The organism is Paraburkholderia bannensis (assembly GCF_014200455.1).
GTDB classification, from domain to species: domain Bacteria; phylum Pseudomonadota; class Gammaproteobacteria; order Burkholderiales; family Burkholderiaceae; genus Paraburkholderia; species Paraburkholderia bannensis_A.
In genome coordinates this window covers 259256-283207 of the sequence record NZ_JACHBW010000011.1, presented here as the reverse complement: position 1 = coordinate 283207, position 23952 = coordinate 259256, and the positions used below count along the sequence as shown (strand labels likewise).

Sequence of the window (23952 nt, the reverse complement as noted above, 5' to 3'; positions counted from 1 at the left end):
AACCGCGTGCCCGATATCTTCTCGCGCCCGCATCATCCGTACACCCAGGCGCTGCTTGCGGCGATTCCCGAGCACAACACGGGCGCCGCGCGCCTCGCTGCACTGCCGGGCATGGTGCCGGGCCGCGACGACCGGCCGACCGGGTGTCTGTTCGCGCCGCGCTGCAAATACGTGGTGGACGCGTGCAACAAGCAGCGCCCGACGCTCGACGCCGTGGCGGATGCGAGCGGCTGTGCACTGGTGCGCTGTATCCAGCCGCTGAACGTGGCGACTGAAACCCTGAATGGAGGCGCGCGATGAACGCAGTCCAGCAATCCGCGACTCGCGAAGACCGTCACGACGACGAAAAAGTCCTGGTCGCGCACGATCTGAAGAAGCATTACACGGTCAAACGCGGCATGTTCGGCACGGGCACCGTGAAGGCGCTCAACGGCGTGTCGTTCTCGCTCACGCGCGGGCGCACGCTCGCGGTGGTGGGCGAATCGGGCTGCGGCAAGTCCACGCTCGCGCGTCAGCTGACGATGATCGAGCCGCCCACCTCGGGCTCGCTCACCATCGACGGCGAAGACGTGGCGAGCGCGGGCCGCGAGCAGATCGCAGCGCTGCGCCGCCGCGTGCAGATGGTGTTCCAGAACCCGTTCGCCTCGCTCAATCCGCGCAAGACGGTGGAGCAGACGCTGGGCGAGCCGCTGGCGATCAACACCCGGCTCACGGCGAGCGAGCGCGCGGACCGCATCGCGCACATGATGCGCATCGTGGGCTTGAGGCCCGAGCATGCGAAGCGCTATCCGCATATGTTCTCGGGCGGGCAGCGCCAGCGCGTGGCGATTGCGCGCGCGATGATCCTCGACCCGCAGATCGTGGTGGCGGACGAGCCGGTGTCGGCGCTCGACGTGTCGATCCAGGCGCAGATCCTGAATCTGTTCATGGACCTGCAGGAGCAGTTCCGCACGAGTTATGTGTTCATCTCGCACAACCTGGCCGTGGTCGAGCATATCGCCGACGACGTGATGGTGATGTATCTGGGCGGTGTGGCGGAACTGGGCGACAAGGCCACGGTGATCGGGCGGCCGCGCCACCCGTACACGCGCTCGCTGCTGTCGGCCACGCCCGCGATCTTCGAGCAGGACCGGCGCGCGAAGATCAAGCTCGAAGGGGAGTTGCCCTCGCCGCTGAATCCGCCTTCAGGTTGCACGTTCCATCAGCGCTGCCCGTATGCGATCGAGCGCTGCCGCCAGGAAGTGCCGCAACTTCGCGAAGTGGATGGGCGTCAGGTATCCTGCCATCGTGCTGAGGAGGTGGGGGAATAGGGATGCGTGGGTCCTCGACGCTGCGTGTGCCGGCAGCGCAGCGTAGTGGGGCCGCCCTGTGATGGCGGCGGAATCCAGTCCCGCCTTATTCGCGGGGCTGGATTTCAGTGCAGGAGCGCCCGACGCGACCCACATCGCGGCTCGCCCCCGTTTGTACCATCGCATTTGATCCTGCTGTTCAATACCCCTGACTATCCCGACCCGTTAGTCGCTACCGTCCGGCCGCGCAAAGCCGGGCTGTCCTGCCTGATCCGGCAACTGGGGCACGCGCCGGAAGCGCGAGGTGTCGTAGCCCATCGCGTCGAGACGGGCCAGCAGCGATCGATAGGTTTCCTCACTAATCTGCGGCTCACGCGCAAAGACCCAGCCGAGCGTCTTGCCCGGATATCCCAGGATCGTGTAGCGATAATCGGGGTCCACATACAGGGTCAGTTGCGTCACATGGATCGGCCAGAAGAGCCTGACGCTCCACTCGCCGCCGCCGCTGCCGGGCTTGACCGTGTCGAGGAACTGGTAGCGCCGCTCAGGTCCATCGAAACCGCCTTTAAGCCCGATAAAGACGTCGTCGATACGGCCGTCGTCGCGCAGCGTCCATTCGGCCCGGCTCGCCACGAAGCCTCGCTCGGCCACGTAAGGGATATTGGCGATCACATACCAGCGGCCCATATAGCGAGGCAGATCCACCGGCACGGATTGCAGCGGCACGTCGGCGCGCGGATTCGGATTCGGCGGACTGTTCGTGCATCCCCCATTGAATAAGGAAGCCGATGCGGCGAGCAGCGCTGTCATGAAGACCGGGGCGTATGCAGCGCGCAGCCGCACAACTCGCGCCCGCGCCATGTCAATTGCGTATGCGGCGATAAAGACGATGGGATGCATCCTGAGAACGCTCCGGTTGACGACGTCAACCCGCTAATACGGATCTCAGGGCATAACGGATGCACCAGCAGGCGAACAGGCGCGAATTCGCAGCAAGGCGTCAGCGTGGCTTACTGCTGAGCCTTGTGTCGCGCCATGTACGCGAGGTAGTCGATGACGAGTCCGATCTCGCGATCGCTCAGTTGCTCCGGAGTAAACGCGGGCATGGTGCGCCCGGGCCAGTCACGCACCGAGGCCGGATTGCGGATGTAGCGGCGCAAGGCGGCGGCCTGAAAATACTCGACGGGATTCATCGGCAGGTTGAGATCCGGCCCGATGCTGGCGTTGCCCGCGTGATTGAGCCGATGACAGGCGAGGCATTGCGTGATGAACAGACTCTGCCCGGTGCGGATCGGGTCCGTCGCCGGCAAGCGCGGATCGACGGCCAGCGCCGGCCAGCGCGCGGCAGGCGAGGCTTGCGTGGCGAGTTGCGCGATCTGGTACGGCCACTGTTCGCTGCGCACCGAGGCCGCTTGCCGGCCGACCCAGACCAGATAGAAGGGGCCCGCACTGACGGACTTGCCCGGCAGATTCGGCCAGCGGTGCTCGGGGTCCTCAATGGCGAGCCAGGCAACGGCGGTTGCCGTATCGCGATTGCGTACGAGATCCATCGGCAGCTGTGCGGCGAAGCCGTCGGTCGCGCGCGCTTCGAGCACCTGATCGGCGGGCAGTGCCGCGTTGCCGAGAAGATCGGCCAGCGGCACGCCCCGGAAGGTCATCGCTGTGCCGTAAGCAATGTCCTTATCGACGCGTATCGTCGCGATGTCCGCGCGGGCGAGCAGCGCGCGCTGGCTGAAGGACTGGACCGTGCTGCCAATCCGGAGATCCAGCGTGGGCGACGCGCTTGCCTGCGCGTGCACGTAGGGGGCGCTCAGGCATTGCAGCAGCACCATGATCATTGCCAGCCAAATCCGTCTGAACATTTCCGCTCCGTCGTATCAGAACCCTCACCCTCGATCGTTCGCAGTCGCGCTTCGCGGTGAAATTGCCAGCGCCCGGATCGCTGGTTCGGATTGTCGGCGATTCCCGCGCGCATGTCGAAGATGGTTCATTGAGTGTACTGAACCATCCTATTCCGTTATCTCATGTAAATGGGGGTCAATCAATCTGACGTTAGCTGCGCGCGGGCTCTACGCTCCGATGAAGTCAAATAAGATTATGGTATTCCATAATATTTTCAATTTTTTCGCGTCTATACTATGGCATACCATATTATTTACGGCAGGTTTGCCAACGCAATCTCATCGATAGTCAGCCGATAGGTCCGGCCGTCTGAGCGCCAGACTTCGCACGCTGATCGCTCACGTGCTCCCGCGGATATCGAGGTGGGCAAAACAATCAGGATGCCGAATAAAAATGAAAGCAATGACGGAAAGCCGAAGCGGACAGTAGCGAATTTGACGAGGAGAGGGGAAAGCATGAAGCATCGTTCTATCGGGAAGGCGCATCTCGCGTGCTTGCTGGCGAGCAGCGCGCTGGTTTCACTGAATGCACACGCGCAATCGTCGGTGACGCTCTACGGCGTGATCGACGAAGGGATCGATTACGTCAACAACAGCGGCGGTCATGCGCTGTGGCGCATGCGCGACGGCACCTATGACGGCGTCTATGGCAGCCGCTGGGGTTTGAAGGGCACGGAGGATCTTGGCGGCGGACTGAGTGCGATATTCAAGCTTGAGTCCGGCTTCAGCACGGAAAACGGCCAGAGCCGTCAGGGTGGTCGCCTGTTTGGGCGTCAGGCCTATGTGGGACTATCGGATACGCGCTTTGGCACGCTCACACTCGGCCGCCAATACGATTCGGTCGTCGATTACCTGCAACCGCTTACCGCGCCTGGCCAACTGGGCGGCCCGCTGGTGCACGCCGGCGATATCGACAACACCGACAATTCGTTTCGCGTCGATAACGCGATCAAATACGCCAGCCCGAAGATTGGCGGGCTGACGTTTGGCGGCCTGTATTCCTTCACCAATACGAATGCAGCGGGCCGCGGCACAACGGGACTGTGGAGCCTTGGCGCGAACTACGCCTTTGGCGGCTTCAATATCGCGGGCGCGTATCTGTACGCGAAAGACCCGGCCGTATTGCTCAGCGACGGCGATTTCATCGGCAACACCACGGGCTCGGCGATTGGCGCGAGCGGACCGTTCAGCTACGTGGGCAATCCGGCCAATGAACAGGTGTTTGGTGCTGCGATCAATTACTCGCTGGGTTCGGCCACGCTGGGTCTCGATTACACCAATACCCGGTTCAACGATGCGAACGGTACGCACGGCACGGTGACCTTCACCAACTACGAAGCGTGGGGCCGCTATAACCTGACTTCGGCGTGGTACGTGGGCGCGCAATACGTTTATACGCACGGCAACATCGGCTATAGCCAGCAGGTGCCGATCTATCATCAGGTGGGGCTGACGACGGCTTATGCCTTGTCGAAGCGCACGTCGATCTATGCGATGGGCGTCTGGCAGAAAGCGGCCGGCGCGGCATCGAACGCGGATATCTTCGACTATTCGGTGGCGTCGGCTTCGTCGAACAACCATCAGACGATGGTGCGCATCGGCATGTATCACCAGTTTTAAAGCCGCGCTTTAATGTAGCTTGAAAGCCGTTGATTGGCGCGATCCGGTTTGACGCCGGTTCGCGCGTTTATTTCTTTTTCGCGCTTGCTGACTTGCGCACATGGCTTGCGGTATCGGCGAACAGATCGATCACGACGCCGCGCAGCCAGCGATTGCCTTCGTCCTGCTGAACCCGTTCGTGCCAGAGCAGATGAATCGGTGCGGAGGGCAAGGCGACAGGCAGCGCGCACATGCTCAACGAAAACAGCGGCGCCAGTTGCAGCGCAAGCCGTTCCGGCACGGTGGCGATCAGATCGGTGCGCTGCAGAATGTAGCCCACGCTCATGAAGTGCGGCACCGTTAGCCGTACCCGCCGCCGCACGCCGCGCCGCTTCAGCCATTCGTCCACCTGGCCGTGTCCGGTGCCGGCCGACACCACCACCAGATGCTCCGCCTCGCGCCAGCCGGCGAGCGTCATGGGCGCGTCGTCCAGCGGATGGCCTTGCCGGTACAGGCAGACATAACGTTGATCGAACAGGCGGCGCTGATAGAAGCCACCCTTGAGTTGCGGCAGCAAACCGATTGCCAGATCGACGCGGCCATCGGCCATCTCGTTGCCCAGATTCACGCGGGTGTTGCGCACCGTGTTGAGCGCGACGCCGGGCGCTTCGCGCGACAGCCGCTCGACCAGCGCAGGCAGGAACACCACTTCGCCGATATCGGTCATGCCGATCGTGATGGTTCGCGATGCGCGCAGCGGATCGAAACCGGTCATGGGATTGAGCGCGGCGTGCAGCGTGGCGAGCGCCTGTGAAACCGGTTCGGACAGACGCAATGCATAGGGCGTTGGCACCACGCCGCCCGGCGCGCGCACGAACAGCGGATCGCCCAGCCGACGCCGCAGTTTGGCCAGCGCGTTGCTCACGCCTGGCTGGCTCATGTTCATCTGCTCGGCGACGCTCGCCACGCGCCGCTCCTGCATCAGCCGCTGGAACAGCAGTAGCAGATTGAGGTCGATCTCGCTCAGTTCCATCGCGGTTTTCTCTGTTCCACGCGGCCCCTTTGCGCCACGCGCGCTCATTCATTTGAGTGATGAAGACGATTCATTTCATCTTATTGAGCAATGAAAGTCCAGTGCTGAAAATACGGACACGGTTTGCGTTCCAGCAGGTCCGTGCCCATACATCCAGTACAAGGAGACAATTCATCATGCAGATGGATATGAAGATTGCGATCGTCGGCGCAGGAATTGGCGGTCTGACGCTTGCGCTTGCCTTGCGCGAGCACGGTATCGACGCGCAGCTATATGAGCAGACCGACGCGCTGCGCGAAGTGGGCGCGGCGGTCGCACTGTCCGCCAATGCGACGCGTTTCTACGAACGTATGGGCCTGCGCGCCGCGTTCGAAAACGTCTGTGCCGAAGTGCCGGGCCTGATCTATCGTGATGGCCGCAGCGGCGAAGTCATCGGACATCATCGCGGTACGCCCAGCTATCGCGAGCAGTTCGGCGGCTCGTACTGGGGCGTTCATCGCGCCGATCTGCAGGCGGTCCTCTCCACCGCAGTCGGACTCGAACATATCAAGCTCGGCCATCGACTGACGGATCTCGCGCAGCATCCGGACCGCGTGAGTCTGACGTTCGATAACGGCCAGCGCGTCGATGCCGATCTGGTGATCGGCGCGGACGGCGCGCGGTCGATCACGCGACGCTGGATGCTTGGCTACGATGATGCGCTGTATTCGGGCTGTTCGGGTTTTCGCGGCGTGGTGCCGGCCGCTCGCATGCCGCTTTTGCCCGATCCGGAAACCATCCAGTTCTGGGTGGGACCGGGCGGCCATCTGCTGCACTATCCGATTGGCGATCAAGGCGAGCAGAATTTTTTGCTGGTCGAGCGGCATCCCTCGCCGTGGCCGTCGCGCGACTGGGTGCTCCCCGCAAGCGAGGGCGAACAGTTGCGCCTCTTCAAGGACTGGCATCCGGCAGTCGTGGAGATGATCACGGCGGTGCCGATCAGCCAGCGCTGGGGCCTGTTCCACCGGCCGCCACTTGGGCGCTGGAGCCGTGGCCGCGTGACGCTGATCGGCGATGCCGCGCACGCGCTAGTGCCGCATCACGGGCAGGGCGCCAACCAGTCGATCGAGGATGCCGTAGTGCTGGCCGATCAACTCGCGAAGGCGGGACCGCGCAACTGGCGCGAGGCGCAAGAGGCTTACGAGCGTTTGCGTCGCGGCCGCACGCGCAAGGTCCAGTTTGCGTCGATTACCACCGCGGACATGCTGCATCTGCCGGACGGCGCGGCTGCGCAGGAGCGCAATCGCCGTCTGGGGGCGCGAGAAAGCATGCTGCACCACCTGGACTGGATTCATGACTTCGACGCGCTCAAGGACGAGCCGGACGAGCGCCAGGGCGGCACCTGGCTTTGAATGCTTAGGGCTTGAGGGGCACGACGCGACCCGTCTCGCTGCGCTATACTCGTCCGCATGAATACGAAACCGAACTCGCTGAATTTACATGGTTGGTGGCGCGCCTGAATCCGGCGGCCCGTTTTCTCATGCGTTCTCTCACGCAAATCGCAAACGTGATGCCGCCAGTCCTGGCGGCATTTTTGTTTCTGCGCGCTCAAGACTGGTGGCATCGAAATTTTGAGGCTCCAGTGCATGACTCACGCAAACCGTCACACCATCCTGACCGGCGATCGCACGACCGGCCCACTGCATCTTGGCCACTACATCGGCTCATTGCGCGCCCGGGTTCAATTGCAGCATGAAGCCAACCAGTTTCTGCTGCTGGCGGATACTCAGGCATTGACCGACAACGTCGGGCGGCATCAGAAAGTCACGGCGAACGTTATTGAAGTGGCGCTCGATTATCTGGCCGTTGGCATCGACCCGGCGAAGTCCACCATTCTGATTCAGTCGCAGGTGCCGGAACTGGCGGAACTCTCGCAGTATCTGCTCAACCTCGTCACGGTTGCCCGGCTCGAACGCAATCCCACCATCAAGGAGGAAATCCGGTTGCGCGGGTTTGAACGCGATATTCCTGCAGGATTCCTGACTTATCCGGTCAGCCAGGCGGCGGATATCACGGCGTTCAAGGCAACGCATGTGCCGGTGGGCGACGACCAGTTGCCGATGATCGAGCAGACCAACGAACTGGTGCGCCGTTTCAATCACACCGTCGATCGATCGGTGCTGGTCGAATGCGTGGCCGTGCTGTCGCAGGTTACCCGATTGCCCGGCATCGACGGCAAAGCCAAAATGAGTAAATCGCTCGGCAACGCGATTACTTTGGCCGCGACTCCCGACGAAATCACGAAAGCCGTGAACAACATGTATACGGACCCGCTCCACCTGCGAGTCAGCGATCCGGGACGGGTGGAGGGCAACGTCGTCTTCGCTTTCCTCGACGCATTCGAGCCCGATGTGCAGAAAGTGGACGAACTCAAAGCGCACTATCGGCGCGGAGGTCTGGGCGACAGTGTCGTCAAGCGGGTGCTCAACGAGCGACTTCAGGCGCTCATCGAGCCGATTCGTGCGCGTCGGGGCGAACTGGAGAAAGAGCCGGCAGAGGTGCTCGCGATCTTGCGCAGCGGTACGGAGCGCGCGCGGGAAGTGGCTGGGAAGACACTCTCTGAAGTGAAGGGCGCGCTGGGTTTGAGTTATTTCTAACCGGCACGCCACCAGCTCGGTAGCAATCAGGCCCGAACGTGCGGACGTCGAAACACGGTCACCTCTTTGTTCTTGTAAGTGACGTTGCGATCCGCCTGATAAGAAAACTTTGTCGCCAGTCTGATGGAGGCGGCGTTGTCGGGGGAGATGATACAAACCGTTTCGCTGGCAGGCCAGCGCTCAGCCGACCAGCGCAGCGCGGCCGCGAGCGCTTCTGTCGCGTAGCCTGATCGTTGTGCCTGTCGGGCCAGCATCCAGCCTGTTTCGGGAGCAGCGTCAAAGTCCTCGCCAAGCCCGCGCATCAACCTGACGAAGCCAACTTCGCCTACAAAATCGCCATTGCATTTCTTCGAGACGATCCAATGACCGAAGCCCATCGCCGCCCAATGGCCCACACTGCGAAGTAGCCGCGACCACACGTCTTCCCGCGTGAGCGCGGAGCCCGTCACATGGCGCACGACCTCCGCATCGGACCACATGCCGTAGAGCTGGGCAAAGTCGCTCAGCACAGGCGGGCGCATGACAAGACGTTCTGTTTCAATGAGGGATCCGGAAGCAGGCATATCTGGCGGCGAGAATGAGTGGATTAAGGCGTTGCGCTTGAAGCATAAACCAGGCTGGGAGAATCTTGCTGCAACGCCGGGCCTCGAATCGCCATCGTTCGCAGATGGGCAGTGTCTTTCAATAGGCTACGCGATACACGCGGGCGCTATGCACGCCTTGCACGCTTTTTCGAAAGGCCATCGCCACCCGCGCCGCCGGTACGGTCTCGGAGCCTGGAAAGTACGGAGCAAACCGTCCGATAGATTCCGTCAGCACGGTCGGGCTGACGGCGCTGGAACGCTGCGCAATGGCATCAGCGCCATGCTTCATCAAACGGGACAGCGGATAAAGACGGAGGACTCGATGGACGCGGCGCTACAGCCGCTGGGCCTGCGCCTCAAGGTCCTGATGGTGGTGCCGTCCAACACGGGTGCGATGCAGATCGCGCGTCACTCGGATCTGCTCGCCGTCGTGCCGCATTCTTGTCTGCGCAATCGGTTCGTACCGGATCATGCGGCTTCAATCGGATTGCAGTCGTTCGAACTGCCGCTGACGACGCCGGCCTTCAGCGTGTCGGCGATCTGGCATCCGCGGCTCGACCAGGACCCGACGCTGGATCTTTAGGCGCTGTTCGAGCTGCAAGGTGCCAAAGGAGAAGAGGCGCTCGGAGAATCCGGGATCGATGGTCATGGTGTCCGAAGGTACCGGGAATGACGCGTGGAGGGAGGAAGCGGGAAATGAGGTGCAATGCGCAGCGCCGAATCGTACGTCATTACAGGCAGCGGTGCGTATGAGCGTCGACGCGGCGGCAACCGATAAAATGCCCTGCACGACCCTGAACTCAACGGAGACCCGCCTTCATGGACGCCCCGCATCACCCCCGCCTCGACATCGTTCCCGACGCGCAACGCGAGCACCACGTTCCGCACAACGTCATGGCGCGTTTGCCCGCGCAAGGCGTCACGGTCTTCACGGTGGCCGACGACGCATCCGATACCGCGCAATTCAGCGAGCGCTATGGCTTCGGCCTCGAAGACTGCGCTAACACGCTGGTGCTGCGCTACAAGCGCGATGGCGCGGAGCATCACGCGGCGGTGGTGACGCTCGGCTCGCGCCGCCTCGACGTCAACGGCGCGGTCAAGGCGCGGCTGGGTGCGCAACGCCTGTCGTTCGCGAAGCGCGAGCAGGCGGTCGAACTCACGGGCATGGAGTTTGGCGGCATCACGGCGTTCGGTGTGCCGTCCGACTGGATCGTGCTGGTCGATGCCGCGGTGATGGCGCGCGAGCGCGTCGTCATGGGCGCGGGTGTGCGGGCCACCAAGTTGCTGCTCGCGCCCGCGCTGCTGGAGCAACTGCCCAATGTCGATATCGCGCCGCTCGTTTTCGACGAAGACGCTGGCGGCGAGGCCGCCTGAGCATCCCGGGCAATCAGACGCTTCGCTGCGCGCGTCGCGCCACGCTGTCGATCGCATCGACGATGGCTTGCGGCGCGTCGCGCTGCACGAAGTGTTCGCTGTGCGGCACGCGGATGAGTTCGGCGCGCGACGACAAGCCCAGAAAGCTCGCCTGCATCGCTTCCCATTGATGCTGCAAGCCCGCGCGCCGCTGCTCGTCGAAGAACGGCGAATGCGCGAACGAGTCGGCCACGATCACCGCGAGCGGCAGATCGCCCAGCGTGCCGATCGCACGCACCGCGTCGAAGCTCTTGGGGAAGTCGATGCCCTCGGGCGTCGTGCGCGCATCGCGCCAGCCGTCGCGCCAGAGCGCGCGCATGGCGGTGAGCGCGGTGGAATCATCGGGCGTGGGCTCGACGAACGCCGGGCCAAATACCTCGAACTGATCTTCGTGCATGGCCTCGACCAGCACCAGGCCGCAGGTCTGCGCGCGAAAGCGCTGGGCGAACAGCCGCATCAGCAGACCACCATACGAATGGCCCACCAGCAGCCAGGGGGCGGGCATGTGTGCGGCGTGAAGCAGCTTCGCAAGATCGTCGATCATCGCGTTGGCGTCGCGTGGCCCATCGATGCGATCGCTGGCGCCACGTCCCGCGCGGTCATGGCGGAACACGCGAAACCGGTTTTCGATGGCGCTCTGCACCGGCTGCCATTCGGTGCTTTCGGCGCCCAGACCCGTTTCCAGCACGACAGTCGGCGTGCCGCTGCCCGACGACCACCAGGCAAGACGTCTGCCATCGATATCGGCGAAATTCGGCGGGGCAGCGCACGGCAAGGATTGACAGGGCATGGCGCGTGGAGCCAGGGCAAGGGCGAAAGCACCACTATAGCCGCGTGAGCCAGCCGCAGCCTTCGGCCTCGCGCGCAGGACCCGCGCAGGATTCGCGCAGGACTTATAGCGCGCGCAGTCCTTCGATATCGACGATGCGGATCAGCTTGCCCTGCGCGTCGATCAGATTGCGCTTCTGGAAGCGCGACAGAATGCGGCTCACGGTTTCGAGCGTGATGCCCAGATAGCTGCCCATATCCTCACGCGACATGCGCAGATGGAATTCGGCGTGCGAATAACCGCGCTGCCAGTTGCGCTCCGATACGTCGAGCAGGAAGTTGGCCACGCGTTCTTCGGCGGACAGCGAACCCAGCACCATCATCTGCGAGGCTTCGCGGTTGAACTGGTCGCCCATCAGGCGGTGCAGGCGGTCCTGCATCGTGACGGTTTCGCGGCACAGGTTCTTGAGCGCGGCGTAGGGCAGGGTGCAGATCGAGCTGTCTTCCAGTGCGATCGCGCTGAACGCGTGCGTGTCATTGGCGATGCCGTCGAGGCCGAGCGCCTCGCCCGCCAGCTGCAGCCCGGTGATCTGCTCGCGGCCGTCGCGATGGACGATGAGCGTCTTGAGCGAACCGGAGCGCACGGCATAGAGGTTGTCGAAATGATCGCCCGCACGGTAGAGCGCTTCGCCGCGGCGCACCTTGCGCACGCTGCAGATGAGGGCTTCGAGCTTGGGTATTTCGTCGGACGTGAGTCCTTGCGGCATGCACAGATGGCGCATGGCGCAGGCGGAGCAGCGTGCCGCCGTCTGGCGGACCGGCGCGCTCGCGAGGCTGGCCGGGTTGGCGTGTCGGACTGCGACTGGGGATACCGCGGTAGGGGACAGCATCGAAACACTCCTCTGGTCGGTTCCGGATTATTGTCCCCTTACAGAGTAAGGTTAAATAGGCGTCAAAATGACGCGGCTGCGCGACGAACTTATTGGAGCCTTGTCAGACGGCGCTTTGCGCGAGCGTGCTAGCGCCGCCTTGCATCGAAAACAACATCCATCGTGCATCGATAAAACACGCAGCGGCAGGCTCAGGCCGCTTCCGGCCACGGCAGATCGGGCGAAGCCCAGTCCAGTTCGACCGCAATCAGCACCTGCTGATTACCGACATCGATCGCGATCGAGGCGATCACGCACAGGCAGCCCGTCAGCGGCGAGAGCATCGGACCGGAGTAGACCGCCTGGCCGTTCTTGTGCGTCGCCTTCCAGAAGAACGCCCGATGGTCCCAGCGCCCGCCCGCTGCGTCGCTGCCGTTGTGCAGGCTCATGGGCGGCTCGGTGCGCGCCGCGCCGCGTGCTTCGAACAGCGCCGGACGCCCCGTGGGGCCGAGCGCGAAGGCGCGCACGCATTGCCGCCCGGCCAGCAGCCTGGCAAGCGATTCGGCGTACGGCACGCCGGCCTGCACCTGACGGCTGGCTTCGGCGAGACCGCTGAGCCACGGCTGGATCGCGCAATCGAAGCGGCTCATGCGCACGGCGCGGGCTTCGGCGGCCAGATCGAAGGCGTGGTCGATGCGCGTGGGCGTGGTGCTGGCGGGCGCGGGCGACGCGTTGGGCCGCCCCAGCAGAAAGCCCTGGGCGATATCGACCTTGGCCTCGACGGCCAGCACCAGTTCCTCGGTCGTCTCGACACCCTCGACCACCACGACGATGTCCGATTGATGCAGCAGCGTGACCAGGTCGCGCAGCAAAGGGCGGCCTGAGCGGCGGTTGCGTGCGCGGATCAGTTCGCCGTCGAGTTTCACGAGATCGGGCTGGATGCGCAGCAGGCGGTCGAGATTCGAATAGCGCGCGCCGAAGTCGTCCACCGCGATCAGGAAGCCGCAGTCGCGATAGCGGTTGGCGGCGAGCGAGAGCGCGTCCGGGCCCGCATCGTCGGATTCGAGCAGCTCCAGCACGATGTCGCCCGGCGCGAGGCCCGCCGCGTCCACCATGCTGGCGAGTTCGGCTTCATAGCCCGGGCGAATGAACGTGGACGGCAGGATGTTGAGGAACAGGCGCGCGCCTTCGGGCAAGCGTCCCGCCGCGCTTTGCAGATGGCAGCGATGCGCGAGCACGTCCAACTCGCCCAGTTCGGCCGCCGATAACCCGCCGAACAGCACCGCCGGCGGCACCAGCGCGCCTTGTCCGTCCTCGCCGCGCAGCAGCGCTTCGATGCCGATGAGCTTTTCGCGCGGCAGGCTCCATAGCGGCTGGAAATGCGAGACCAGCGCGACGTCACGCCAGCGCGGACGCAACATGGTTGCGGGTGCAACCGTTTGTGGGAGCGCATCGTTGGCCGCCGTATTGCGCACCGCCACCAGCGATGCGCCGCGCTCGAATGCTACCTGATTGCGCCCGGCCTGCTTGGCGCGGAACAGCGCTTCGTCGGCGCGTTCGAGCAGCGCGGCGAGATCGTCGCCGCCTTCGCCCTGCATGCGCGCCACGCCGATGCTCACGGTCACGAAGCCATCGGGCCGCTCGATCTGTGCAATCGCATGTCGCAGCGACTGCGCCAGACCGGCGATGGGCGTGGGCGGCTGTTCCTCGACCAGCACGACGAATTCCTCGCCGCCCATGCGCGCGATCAACGCGCCTTCGGGCGCGTGCTGCACGATCGCATCGGCCACGTTCTGCAGCGCCTTGTCGCCCGCGCCGTGGCCGAATTGCTCATTGATCGACTTGAACTGGTCGATATCGACGAACAGCAGGGCGACCGCGCGGCCCGACTTGTGGCGCGTGGCGATAAAGCGTGCGGCCTCGTCGAGAAAGGCGCGGCGGTTCATCACGCCGGTCAGCGCGTCGGTGGCAGCGAGCGCGGTGAGCGCCTCCTCCAGCTTGAAATGGCGATATCGAAAGTGATAGAAGCCGAAGTGGAACACCACGGCGGTCGTGAACGCGATGACCACCCACACGCCGAAGATCGCAAGCTGGGCCACATCATGCGGCAGGCTCAGCACGAAAGGGACTGTCGAAGCGTAATAGCACACGCTGCCCAGCAGGAAATGGCGCGGCGTGAGCCACAGCGGCGCGGCGCAGAGGGTGATTGCCACCACGGCGGGCGTCATCCAGACGAGCGGATCGCCGGTGTCGCGCACGAGTGCGTTACCGGCCAGCTGCATGATGACCACGTAGGCCGCGCCGATCAGGCCGAATTCCGCAGTCGAGCGCGAGCGCGGAATGGCCAGCACCAGCAGCACGAGCCCGAGGCCTGCCAGCACGGTGATCCAGACCGGAAAGGGCGCGGCGACCAGTTGCGCGCGCGCGCCCGCGAACAGCGCATAAGCCCCGATCGACAGCGCCATGGTGACGAACGAAAGCGGACGCTGATGCTCAAGCGAGCGCGCATGAAATCGATTTCGTTCGGCCGCACTGGCCGGTAGAGCAAAGACGGAAGACCCCATGACTCGCACTCCGGCGATTTGTCGGACAAAAAATGAGGGCCCAGTATAGCCCCGGGGATGCTTTACGGATATGCACGCCAAAAGGAGCGCTGCACGGGGCGGCGGTGCGCGCGGGAGCGGCGGCCCGGATTTGACGCCGGGATAGCCGTATAGAATGAGCCTGATCTCAACCTGAGCCCATGCGTATGCAACTACTCGACCATGTATCGATTGGCGTGCCTGACCTCGACGCCGCGCGTGCGTTTTATGACGCAATCATGACTGCGCTCGGCGCACGCAAGGTCTACGACCGGGAAACCGCGCTGGGCTATGGCGAGCGTTGCGATGCCAACGACACTGCGTCGACCTGTCTGGCCGTCTATCTGGACCCGGCCGAGATCGTGGAAAACAAACGCCATTGGTGCTTCAAGGCGGCAACGCGCACCCAGGTGGATGCATTCTTTCGTGCCGGACTGGCGGCGGGCGGCCGCTCCGATGGTGAGCCGGGCCTGCGCGAGCACTATCACCGCGACTACTACGCGGCTTTTCTGGTCGACCCGGCGGGCAATCGCGTCGAAGCGGTCTGCCACGCCGCGCAGGCTTAACCGGCGCGGCGCTCCCAGGGCGCGTCGCGCCCGCTGCGCGCGAAATGGGCCAGGCGCTCCTGCGCCTTGAGCACCGCGAACACCGGCGCGCGACGCAATTGCTGCTCGTGCAGATCGAGCAGCCAGGCGGCGAGCGCCTTGTCTTCCTCACGCAGCGCGTATAGATCGAGATCGGTATCGTGCGTCGTGTTGCCGATCATTCGTTCGATATCCTTAAAGTTGGCGTGATCGGTGCAACAGACTCCCGCATCGCATAAGAACCAGGTGAGATAGGCGGTTTCGATCAGCACCGCGAGCTGGTGGCCGTTGCCTTTGCCGGCCAGCAGCGCGGCGAGCGCAAGGTGAATGCGCAGCACGCGATCCTGGACCGACGCGGGGGAAGCGGGCAGCAACATCGACTTACTGAGGGGTTTCTTGCCGTACATGGTGCCGTTCAGTCGATGTCACTTCGTGACGTACCACAGGGCGCTGGTCCCCGCGTTGCCCGTCGCCGGCGGTTTGGCGGGAGCGGTGGGCGACGACGGCTTCGCGCCGGGGATTTGCGCAACGGGCCAGGTGGCGCCTGGCGCCGCGGCTTGCGCGGCTTTATTGGAGGCAGTGGCAGCAGCGGTGGTGCCCACCGCGGCGGGCGTGGGCTGAACCTGGGCCTGCGCTTGGGCCTGAACCGGCACCTGAGCCTGCACCTGAGCCTGCACCCGCGCGCCCTGGCGCGGTACCGATAGATACCAGAGCGCGTCGGTCGACGGCGTCGATGACGCCCCGCGAGCGCCAGCAATCTTTTCCTTCGCAGGCGTCACGCTATTGCCCGGCGCGGCTGCGCTCTGCGCGCCAGCAGGCACGGCGCGGCCGGCGTCGCCGTTGCCGGTCTTTTGCGCGCGCGCCTCGGTCGTGCCGATCTGGAAAATCAGCGTGCGCTCCAGCGACGAAATCACGGCATAAGGCGGCTGCGCCTCCCAGCGCAACAGCACGCGGCCGCGCGGCGTGTCCGCGAAAATCGCGGGCGGGCGCTTCATGTCGCTGAACTGCACGTAGACCTTCGCGCCGTCGTCGAAGACCTGTACGGGCTTCACATCGTCCGCGCCCGTGACTGTCCAGCCGAAGCTGTACGCGCCGGGCGCCGCGCCCTGTGCGATCGCCTGCGAGGCCGGCAAGGCGGCCGCAGCCGATTGCGCGGTGCGCGGTGCGTTCATGCGGACCTGCGTAACCTCAAGATTCGAAAACGGGTTGTAGCCGCCTGCGGGTGGCGTGTAGGAGGGCGGGAGGATAGGCATGGGCGAGTCCGGCGAACTGGTGATGGATTGCGCGGTCGCGTAGACCTTTTGCGCGTAGGCGAGCCGCTTGTCGGGCGACGCGGCGTTATACGCTCCGATCGCATTCCATGTCGGGCCGAACTGGCGGATGTTCTCCGCCAGAATCCAGGCCGCGACATAGGCATTCGTGCAGGGATCGTAGAGACTCTGTTCGGTGATCCCCACCTGCGCGAGGCGCGGCAGCCACGAACTGTTGATCTGCATGAGACCGATATCGACCGTGCCATTGCTGTTGCGGTTGACGACATTGGTCTGGGTGCCGGATTCCACTTGCGCGATGGCGCGCATGAGGCTCACGTTGACGTGCTGGAACGCGGCCGCGTCGTCGATGCAATCGGCGATGGCAAGGCCGGGCGTGGCGCCCAGCAGCGCGGCGAGCGCAAGGAACTGAGGCGGGATAGGGCGTAGCAAGGGCGTGGTCGGGCACTGCATGATGGGTCTGGTCTATGCGTGATATTTCGCCGTGCGACGGCGATGGTTATTCTTGTCGGTGACATTCCCCGGTCATGGTGGTTTTAAATCGCGCCGCTCATTCAACGGGCTGGCGGCGAATCGACGGCACACTGCGCTTTCGTCATTTTTGCCGGTTTGCCGTCGGCAGGTATTTTATGCTGATGCTGTTGTTCTCGCGCGGCGTTAATTCGCGCGGTGCGGTATTTTAATTTGAATTTACCCAATGATGATAGATGGTGAAGCGAATCATATCGCTGATGGATTTTTTTATCGTGCTGGAAGGTTGGGTATACGGCGCGAGCCCCGATCTGGCGCGGCGCGGCCGAGTATTGAGGAGTTCCGGTAAAAAATCCCGTCATATGCTATGTGCATCGCTATAAAGGAATTTTTTTCGCGCGGGTTGTTCGCGGGCGCTTAGGGTTCTTTAAATTAATCGGGATTCATATGGCGTATATATAAAAAGTTCAGGACGAATTTCGTCGTAAACGAAAGCATTCCCGGTGCCGCCCTTCAGGTCTTTCAATATCGCCATTGCGGACGTGACTCGATTCGCCAGGCGCATGTCATGCAAGGTCAAGCGGCGATCGCTTCGAAATCGAACAATGATGCGCATCGCCACACACGGCTTACCCGACCCTGGAGACCCGATATGAACTTTCTCGACGGCCATCTGTTTCCCGAAAACCAGCCGCCCCTCATTATCACGGCCGCGCCCTACGCACCGGGCTGGTTGCCCGCCGATTTCCCCGACGACATTCCCGTGACGATGGATGCGCAAGTCCAGAAGGCGGTGGACTGCTATAACGCGGGCGCGACGGTCCTGCATCTGCATGTGCGCGAGCTCGACGGCAAGGGCAGCAAGCGGCTGTCACAGTTCAACGCGTTGATCGCCGGCGTGCGCAAGGCGGTGCCTGAGATGATCATTCAGGTGGGCGGCTCGATTTCGTTCGCGCCCGAAAACGATGGGCAGGCCGCAAAGTGGCTTTCCGACGATACGCGCCATATGCTGGCGGATCTGGAGCCCGCGCCGGACCAGGTGACGGTCACGGTCAATACCTCGCAGATGAACGTGACCGATCAGGCCGAGGACGCCGACTTCAAGGGCACGTCGCGGGAAAACCCTGCAATATTCGGTGCGTACAAGGAAATGACCGTACCGGCGCAGCCAGGCTGGGTCGAGGAGCACGTGCGCCGCCTGTCGGCCAGGGGCATTCAAAGCGCCTTCCAGTGCTACAACCTCAATAGTTTCGAATCGGTCGAGCGGCTGATGCGGCGTGGTTTCTACAAAGGCCCGCTGGTGATGAACTGGGTCGCCATCGCGGGCGGCATGGATACGCCCAGCATCTATAGCCTCGCCAGTTTCGTGCGCGCCGTGCCCGATGGCGCGGTGCTTACGCTGGAGAGCAACGTGCGCAACGTGCTGCCGGTCAATATGATGGCTATCGCTATGGGCCTGCATGTGCGCTGCGGCATCGAAGACTGTCTGTGGAATCAGTCGCGCAGCGCGAAGATGAGCACCGTGAAGCAGATCGAGCAACTTGTGCGCATTACGCGCGAATTCGGCCGCAACATTGCCACGGCACGCGAAGCGCGCGAACTGTCGCGCATCGGCGTGTTCTACGACTCGGTGGAAGCGTCGCTGCTGGCGAACGGCTTTGCCCCCAACCGTAACGGCGGCAATCAGGGCTTTCTGAGGAAGAGCGCATGAGCGCGGCGACGCAGACGGCACACGTCATCTGCGCGGACGCCGATGTGGCCGAAGGCGAGCGCAAGCTGGCCTTTGTTGGCGGGCGCAGCGTGGTGGTGTTTCGTATCGAAGGCCAACTGCACGCCATCGAGAATAGTTGCCCGCACAACGGAGCGTCGCTTGCGAGCGGCTGCCTGCAAGGGCGCGTGCTGAGCTGTCCCGCGCATGGGCTGCGTTTCGATCTTGGTACGGGGCGCTCACTTACGGGTGGCCAGCTGTGCGTGAAACTGCTGCCGACGCGGGTGATCGACGGTCAGATCAGCCTCGCGACGGCATAGCAAATATGCTTAGTGACCCGAATGATTGGCTGGGTATGGCGCGAGGGAGCCGTTCGTGCCTCGTTCAAAAAACGCGCCGCGCCAGTGACTCGGCGCCTGGCGGAATTCGCCGCTGAACCAGCGCGAGAATGCGCTCAATTCCGAAAATCCCAGCAGATCCGCCACGTCGGAAACCGAATGGCGCGGCTGTGTCAGATAGCGGATCGCAAGCGAGGCGCGCACTTCGTTGAGCAGCGCTGAAAAGCGCATGCCGGTCTGTTCGAGTTGACGCTGCAGCGTGCGCGGTGTGAGGCCGAGCCGGGCGCTCACCGGCTCGATCGCACCCTGGCCGCGCGGCAGCAGGATATGCAGTGTGCGGCGCACGTTGTCGGCTAGCGATTCCTGCTGATAGCGCGGCTGCAGATCGAGCAGTTCGCGCGCGTAGTGCGCAAGATGCGCATCGGCGAGCGGGTTGGCGCGATCGAGATCCTGGCGTGCGAGCACGATGCCGTCGCACTCGCTGTCGAATTCGACGCGCTGGCCGAAAAAGCGCCGATGCACTTCGAGGCTCGCGGGCGCGGCATGCGCGAAATGCACGCTGCGCGGCAGATAGTTTGAGCCGAGCATCGCGCGCACCAGGCTGAAAACCGCGCCCACGGCCAGCTCCACCATTTCAGGGCCGGGATGCGGGCGGCCGGTCAGCAGCGCTACGTGCAGCACCGCCACATCGTCAATTTCCTCCACATGCACGGCCACCGAATCGCTGAGCAGATGCCGGTAGCACTCGATCTGCGCGAGCACGTCGCGCAGCGTCGGCTGATGCTGGAGAAACAGGCTCAATGCGCCGAAATCGGCCAGTTTCCACGCCTCGCCGATACGCACGCCCAGCGAACCGCCACCTTGGTGCGCCGAAACCTCGAAGACGCGGGCAAGGCTCGCTTCGGGAATGCGCAGGTCCGGCATCGACAGGCAGGACGGATCGACACCCGCCGCGCGCAGCGTGCGCACGGGATCGATGCCGATGCTGCGGGCGATCTGGGAATACTTGGTCAGGGAGGCGGTGCGAACCAGGAGGGGCATGGCGTAGGAAACGGGCTTGATTCGCCGAGGCTACCGTTGGGACCCGGCGGCGTCTGTCCGGAATAACCATGAACGCAGGCCGGTGTTCTCCGGCCAGGCGCGCCTGTCGTCCTGCGTCAGGTCGTGTCGCGCGCGGTCAAGCGCGCCGCGCGCACCGTTCGCACAATGGGGCCTCATGACAATGCGCTGCATGGACGCATTGATACGAACAAACGCCGGACAGGCATACAGGAGACAGGCGATGGCACATGCAATCCGTTTTCACGAGACCGGTGCGCCCGAGGTGATGCGCTGGGAGGAGGTGGCGGTCGGCGCGCCGGGGCCGGGCGAAGTGCGCCTGCGTCACGAAGCAGTCGGGCTCAATTTCGCCGATACCTATTTCCGCAGCGGCCTCTATCCCGTGCCGTTGCCCGCGGGCATGGGCGTCGAAGCGGCGGGCGTCGTGGAAGCCGTGGGCGCGGGCGTGACCCATGTTGCGCCGGGCGATCGCGTCACGTACACGGGCTTTGTGAACACGCTGGGCGCATATAGCACCGAGCGGCTGATCGCGGCTGCGCCGCTCATCAAGCTGCCCGACGCGATCGCCTGCGACACGGCGGCCGCCATGACAATGCGCGGTTTGACCGCCGCCTATCTGATGCGCCGCATCTGGCCGCTGGCGGCGGGCGAGACGGTCCTCGTGCATGCGGCGGCGGGTGGCGTGGGGCTGATTCTGTGCCAGTGGGCCAGACTGCTGGGGCTCACCGTCATCGGCACCGTGTCGAGCGAGGAAAAAGCGGCCATCGCACGTCGGCACGGTTGCGATCACGTGATCCTCTATACGCGTGAAGACGTGGCGCAGCGCGTGCGCGAGTTGACCGGTGGCGCGGGGGTTTCGGTGGTCTACGACAGCGTTGGCAAGGACACCTTCGCGGCGTCGCTCGATTCGCTCAAGCGCCGCGGCCTGCTGGTGTGCGTGGGCACCGCTTCGGGCAAGGCTCCGGCCTTCGAACCGCAGATGCTCGCCATGAAGGGCTCGCTCTATGTCACGCGTCCCGCGCTGGCCGATTACATCGCCGATCCGGCGGAAAAGGCCGCGCTCGCGGCAGAAATCTTCGGTCACGTCGCTGCCGGGCGCATCCGCATCGAGATCAACCAGCGCTACGCGCTCGAAGACGCCGTGCAGGCGCATCGCGATATCGAGGCGCGGCGCACGACCGGCTCGTCGGTCTTCACGGTCTGAGGAGGCGCGATGAAAATCGAACCATTGACCTGTGCGATCGGCGCGCAACTGCGCGATGTCGATCTCGCTGATGCCGCGCGCGACGATGGCCTGTTCGCCGCGATCAAGGCCGCACTGCTCGAATACAAGGTGCTGTTCCTGCGCGGACAGACCTTGTCGCGCGCGGAGCATGTGGCGTTCGCGGAGCGCTTCGGCAGTCTGGAGGGGCATCCGGTGGCTGGCAGCCATCCCGATCATCCTGGCCTCGTGCAGATCTACAAAACGCCGGAGCACGCCAACGACCGCTACGAAAACGCGTGGCACACCGATGCAACCTGGCGCGCAGCGCCGCCGATGGGTGCGGTATTGCGCTGCGTGGAATGCCCGCCGGTGGGCGGCGACACCATGTGGGCGAATATGGCGCTCGCGTATGAACATCTGCCCGCGCACATCAAGGCGCAGATTGCCGATCTGCGCGCCAACCACAGCATCCAGTCGAGCTTTGGCGCGGCGATGCCGCTGGAAAAGCGCCTCGCCCTGAAAGCACAGTATCCCGACGCGGAACATCCGGTGGTGCGCACGCACCCTGAAACCGGCGAGAAAGTGCTGTTCGTCAACGGCTTCACCACGCATTTCGTCAACTACCACACGCCTGCGCGCGTGCGCGTGGGTCAGGACCATAACCCCGGTGCGGCCCAGTTGCTGCAATACCTGATCAGCCAGGCGTATGTGCCCGAATACCAGGTGCGCTGGCGCTGGCAACCCGGCAGCGTCGCGATCTGGGACAACCGCAGCACGCAGCATTACGCCGTCATGGACTATGCGCCGTGCCACCGCAAGATGGAGCGCGCCGGCATTATCGGCGACGTTCCGTATTGATCAGGATGCCGGATTAAATATCCGATCCTCACAAGAAAACCCGAACCGGAGCAAGACATGCAATTCCTCGACGATTCGCTGCACCCCGAGAATATGGACAAGGTGGTGATCACGGTTGCGCCCTACGGGCCAGAATGGATGCCCGACGATTTTCCGGAGGACATCCCGGTGACGATGGACGAGCAGGTGCAAAAAGCGGTGGACTGCTATAACGCGGGCGCGACGGTGCTGCATCTGCACGTACGCGAACTCGACGGCCGGGGCTCGAAGCGTCTGTCGAAGTTCAACGAGCTGATTGCAGGCGTGCGCCGTGCCGTCCCCGACATGATTATTCAGGTGGGCGGATCGATCTCGTTCGCGCCGGAAGATGACGGCCAGGCGGCCAAATGGCTCTCCGACGACACGCGCCATATGCTGGCCGATCTCGAACCGCGCCCCGACCAGGTCACGGTGGCGATCAACACCACGCAGATGAACATCATGGAGCTGCTCTATCCCGAGTATCTGCATGGCACCTCGCTGGCGAATCCGGCACTGCAGGCGGCCTATGCGGAGATGACAGTGCCGGCCGGTCCGGCGTGGGTGGAGGAGCATCTGCGCCGCCTGACCCATGCCGGTATCCAGCCGCATTTCCAGCTCACCGGCATCCACGCGCTGGAGACGCTGGAGCGACTGGTGCGCAAGGGCGCCTATCGCGGCCCGCTGAATCTCACCTGGATCGGCATCGGCGGGGGCTTTGACGGCCCGAATCCTTTCAACTTCTTCAACTTCGTGCATCGCGCGCCACAAGGCTGCACGCTCACCGCGGAGTCGCTGCTCAAGAACGTGTTGCCCTTCAACATGATGGCGATGTCGATGGGGCTGCATCCGCGCTGCGGTATCGAGGACACGCTGATCGGGCAGCACGGCGAGCGCATGAGTTCGGTGCAGCAGATCGAACAATGCGTGCGCGTGGCGCGCGAACTGGGCCGCGAGATCGCCACCGGCAAGGAGGCGCGCGCGATCTATCGCATCGGCACCTTCTACGACGACGCGGATACGACGCTCGCGGCCAACGGCTATCTGCCCAACCGCGCGGGCGTAGCCGACCCTGCACGCGTGAAGTCGGCGGCATGAGAGCCGAACCGGTCATCGTGATCGTGCCGGGGCTGCGCGAGCATGTCGAAGAGCATTGGCAGACCCTGCTTGAAGCGCGGCTGCGCAGTGCGCGCCGGGCGGTCGTGGCGCTCGCGCCGATGGGGCGTGACGATCTCGATTGCACCGCCCGCGTAGACGCGATAGAAGCGGTAGTGGCGAAGCTGGCGGCGCAAACTTCACATGCAGCGTCCGCGATCATCGTCGCGCACAGCGCCGGCTGCATTGCGGTTGCGCATTGGGCGCGCCGCCATGCCCGCACGGCGTGCGCTGCGATCCGCGGTGCGCTGCTGGCGGTGCCGCCCGATTTCGATACGCCAATGCCCGCGCCCTATCCGGACATCGCGGCGCTCGCGGCGGCGGGCTGGCTGCCGGTGCCGCGCGAGCCGCTGCCGTTCGATTCGATCGTGGCGGCGAGCCGCGACGATCCGCTCGCCAGCCAGACCCGCGTGTCGGAACTCGCGCGCGCCTGGGGCAGCGAGTGCGTCGATCTCGGCGAGGTGGGGCATCTGAATCCGGCCAGCGGCTACGGAGAGTGGCTGGCCGCCGAAGGCTTGATCGAGGTGCTCACACGGCCGGGCGAGCCCTGAAACGGAAGCTGCCTCGCTTTGCGCACAAAGACAAGCCGAACAGACAAGGAGACGAACGTGG

The 23952-nt window shown here is 64.0% G+C and carries 26 protein-coding genes; 14 read left to right on the top strand and 12 right to left on the bottom strand.

All coding sequences use genetic code 11. The features are described from left to right. The coding region (locus F4827_RS20125) for an oligopeptide/dipeptide ABC transporter ATP-binding protein (protein WP_409258821.1) at nt 1-300 on the top strand (300 nt) is incomplete at its 5' end. Continuing rightward, nucleotides 297-1310 (top strand): peptide ABC transporter ATP-binding protein, encoded by a 1014-nt coding sequence (locus F4827_RS20120; RefSeq protein WP_184123827.1) that lies wholly within the window; start codon nt 297-299, stop codon nt 1308-1310. The genes F4827_RS20125 and F4827_RS20120, both read left to right, overlap by 4 nt. Nucleotides 1311-1514: 204 nt before the next feature. Here F4827_RS20120 and F4827_RS20115 read toward each other — a convergent pair whose 3' ends face one another. The 3 genes from F4827_RS20115 to F4827_RS34955 all read right to left on the bottom strand — a co-directional run bounded on the left by F4827_RS20115 (nt 1515) and on the right by F4827_RS34955 (nt 3648). After that, entirely contained in the window at nt 1515-2099 is a 585-nt protein-coding gene (locus F4827_RS20115; RefSeq protein WP_260175318.1) for a lipocalin family protein, read from the bottom strand. Nucleotides 2100-2299: 200 nt separating this feature from the next. Beyond that, a complete protein-coding gene (locus F4827_RS20110; protein ID WP_183726308.1) occupies nt 2300-3151 on the bottom strand; it encodes a cytochrome c in 852 nt (283 codons plus the stop codon). A 293-nt stretch (nt 3152-3444) separates the two neighbouring features. Further along, on the bottom strand, nt 3445-3648 hold the full coding sequence (locus F4827_RS34955; RefSeq protein ID WP_221303735.1) for a hypothetical protein: 204 nt from the start codon (nt 3646-3648) through the stop codon (nt 3445-3447). On the opposite strand from F4827_RS34955, the gene F4827_RS20105 reads away from it, so the two are divergent. Next, a complete protein-coding gene (locus F4827_RS20105) occupies nt 3647-4810 on the top strand; it encodes a porin (protein ID WP_183726306.1) in 1164 nt (387 codons plus the stop codon). The two genes, F4827_RS34955 and F4827_RS20105, sit on opposite strands and share 2 nt — an antisense overlap. Nucleotides 4811-4877: 67 nt before the next feature. On the opposite strand, the gene F4827_RS20100 is transcribed toward F4827_RS20105, so the two are convergent. Further along, nucleotides 4878-5822: a LysR family transcriptional regulator gene (locus F4827_RS20100; RefSeq protein ID WP_183726304.1), complete on the bottom strand. Its 945-nt coding sequence runs from the start codon at nt 5820-5822 to the stop codon at nt 4878-4880. A gap of 176 nt (nt 5823-5998) precedes the next feature. Between F4827_RS20100 and F4827_RS20095 the strand changes: the two genes are divergently transcribed. Continuing rightward, complete coding sequence (locus tag F4827_RS20095; RefSeq protein ID WP_183726302.1) at nt 5999-7213, top strand: NAD(P)/FAD-dependent oxidoreductase; 1215 nt, start codon at nt 5999-6001, stop codon at nt 7211-7213. 234 nt (nt 7214-7447) lie between these two features. Beyond that, complete coding sequence (trpS, locus tag F4827_RS20090) at nt 7448-8458, top strand: tryptophan--tRNA ligase (RefSeq protein ID WP_183726299.1); 1011 nt, start codon at nt 7448-7450, stop codon at nt 8456-8458. A 26-nt stretch (nt 8459-8484) separates the two neighbouring features. Here the strand turns inward: trpS and F4827_RS20085 are convergent, their stop codons facing one another. Then, nucleotides 8485-8979, bottom strand: coding sequence for a GNAT family N-acetyltransferase (locus F4827_RS20085; RefSeq protein WP_260184615.1), 495 nt, complete (start codon nt 8977-8979; stop codon nt 8485-8487). A gap of 385 nt (nt 8980-9364) precedes the next feature. On the opposite strand from F4827_RS20085, the gene F4827_RS20080 reads away from it, so the two are divergent. Both F4827_RS20080 and F4827_RS20075 read left to right on the top strand, forming a co-directional pair. Further along, entirely contained in the window at nt 9365-9625 is a 261-nt protein-coding gene (locus F4827_RS20080; RefSeq protein ID WP_260175317.1) for a hypothetical protein, read from the top strand. Nucleotides 9626-9861: 236 nt separating this feature from the next. Beyond that, nucleotides 9862-10416: a YbaK/EbsC family protein gene (locus tag F4827_RS20075; protein WP_183726295.1), complete on the top strand. Its 555-nt coding sequence runs from the start codon at nt 9862-9864 to the stop codon at nt 10414-10416. Between the two features lie 13 nt (nt 10417-10429). On the opposite strand, the gene F4827_RS20070 is transcribed toward F4827_RS20075, so the two are convergent. The 3 genes from F4827_RS20070 to F4827_RS20060 form a co-directional block, all read right to left on the bottom strand. Next, nucleotides 10430-11245: an alpha/beta fold hydrolase gene (locus tag F4827_RS20070; protein WP_183726293.1), complete on the bottom strand. Its 816-nt coding sequence runs from the start codon at nt 11243-11245 to the stop codon at nt 10430-10432. Between the two features lie 103 nt (nt 11246-11348). Then, the gene (locus tag F4827_RS20065) at nt 11349-12005 is read right to left on the bottom strand and encodes a helix-turn-helix domain-containing protein (RefSeq protein WP_183726356.1); all 657 of its coding nucleotides are present in this window, start codon (nt 12003-12005) and stop codon (nt 11349-11351) included. A gap of 299 nt (nt 12006-12304) precedes the next feature. Then, nucleotides 12305-14656 carry a bifunctional diguanylate cyclase/phosphodiesterase gene (locus tag F4827_RS20060; RefSeq protein ID WP_183726291.1) on the bottom strand — a complete coding sequence of 784 codons (2352 nt, stop codon included), beginning with the start codon at nt 14654-14656 and terminating at the stop codon, nt 12305-12307. A 185-nt stretch (nt 14657-14841) separates the two neighbouring features. Here F4827_RS20060 and F4827_RS20055 point away from each other — a divergent pair, with 185 nt between their 5' ends. Then, nucleotides 14842-15240 (top strand): VOC family protein, encoded by a 399-nt coding sequence (locus tag F4827_RS20055; protein ID WP_183726289.1) that lies wholly within the window; start codon nt 14842-14844, stop codon nt 15238-15240. Here F4827_RS20055 and F4827_RS20050 read toward each other — a convergent pair. The 3 genes from F4827_RS20050 to F4827_RS20040 all read right to left on the bottom strand — a co-directional run bounded on the left by F4827_RS20050 (nt 15237) and on the right by F4827_RS20040 (nt 17362). Then, nucleotides 15237-15665: a hypothetical protein gene (locus tag F4827_RS20050; protein WP_183726287.1), complete on the bottom strand. Its 429-nt coding sequence runs from the start codon at nt 15663-15665 to the stop codon at nt 15237-15239. The genes F4827_RS20055 and F4827_RS20050 overlap by 4 nt on opposite strands. Before the next feature lie 18 nt (nt 15666-15683). Next, nucleotides 15684-16961 carry a transglycosylase SLT domain-containing protein gene (locus F4827_RS20045; RefSeq protein ID WP_260184613.1) on the bottom strand — a complete coding sequence of 426 codons (1278 nt, stop codon included), beginning with the start codon at nt 16959-16961 and terminating at the stop codon, nt 15684-15686. Nucleotides 16962-17083: 122 nt separating this feature from the next. Next, the gene (locus F4827_RS20040; protein ID WP_183726283.1) at nt 17084-17362 is read right to left on the bottom strand and encodes a hypothetical protein; all 279 of its coding nucleotides are present in this window, start codon (nt 17360-17362) and stop codon (nt 17084-17086) included. Between the two features lie 290 nt (nt 17363-17652). Here F4827_RS20040 and F4827_RS20035 point away from each other — a divergent pair, with 290 nt between their 5' ends. Together F4827_RS20035 and F4827_RS20030 are read left to right on the top strand one after the other, a co-directional pair. Continuing rightward, nucleotides 17653-18711 (top strand): 3-keto-5-aminohexanoate cleavage protein, encoded by a 1059-nt coding sequence (locus F4827_RS20035; protein WP_183726281.1) that lies wholly within the window; start codon nt 17653-17655, stop codon nt 18709-18711. Beyond that, on the top strand, nt 18708-19028 hold the full coding sequence (locus tag F4827_RS20030; protein WP_183726279.1) for a Rieske 2Fe-2S domain-containing protein: 321 nt from the start codon (nt 18708-18710) through the stop codon (nt 19026-19028). Before F4827_RS20035 ends, F4827_RS20030 begins: the two co-directional genes overlap by 4 nt. Before the next feature lie 9 nt (nt 19029-19037). Here the strand turns inward: F4827_RS20030 and F4827_RS20025 are convergent, their stop codons facing one another. After that, complete coding sequence (locus F4827_RS20025; protein WP_183726277.1) at nt 19038-20087, bottom strand: AraC family transcriptional regulator; 1050 nt, start codon at nt 20085-20087, stop codon at nt 19038-19040. 241 nt (nt 20088-20328) lie between these two features. Between F4827_RS20025 and F4827_RS20020 the strand changes: the two genes are divergently transcribed. The 4 genes from F4827_RS20020 to F4827_RS20005 are packed head-to-tail and all read left to right on the top strand — an operon-like array spanning nt 20329 to nt 23891. Further along, entirely contained in the window at nt 20329-21309 is a 981-nt protein-coding gene (locus F4827_RS20020; RefSeq protein WP_183726275.1) for a quinone oxidoreductase, read from the top strand. Between the two features lie 9 nt (nt 21310-21318). Next, nucleotides 21319-22167, top strand: a complete 849-nt coding sequence (locus F4827_RS20015; protein WP_183726274.1) for a TauD/TfdA family dioxygenase — start codon at nt 21319-21321, stop codon at nt 22165-22167. A 57-nt stretch (nt 22168-22224) separates the two neighbouring features. Then, nucleotides 22225-23283: a 3-keto-5-aminohexanoate cleavage protein gene (locus F4827_RS20010; RefSeq protein WP_183726272.1), complete on the top strand. Its 1059-nt coding sequence runs from the start codon at nt 22225-22227 to the stop codon at nt 23281-23283. Then, nucleotides 23280-23891 carry an alpha/beta hydrolase gene (locus F4827_RS20005; RefSeq protein ID WP_183726270.1) on the top strand — a complete coding sequence of 204 codons (612 nt, stop codon included), beginning with the start codon at nt 23280-23282 and terminating at the stop codon, nt 23889-23891. The genes F4827_RS20010 and F4827_RS20005 overlap by 4 nt, the downstream gene beginning before the upstream one ends. The last annotated feature ends 61 nt before the right edge of the window (nt 23892-23952 follow it).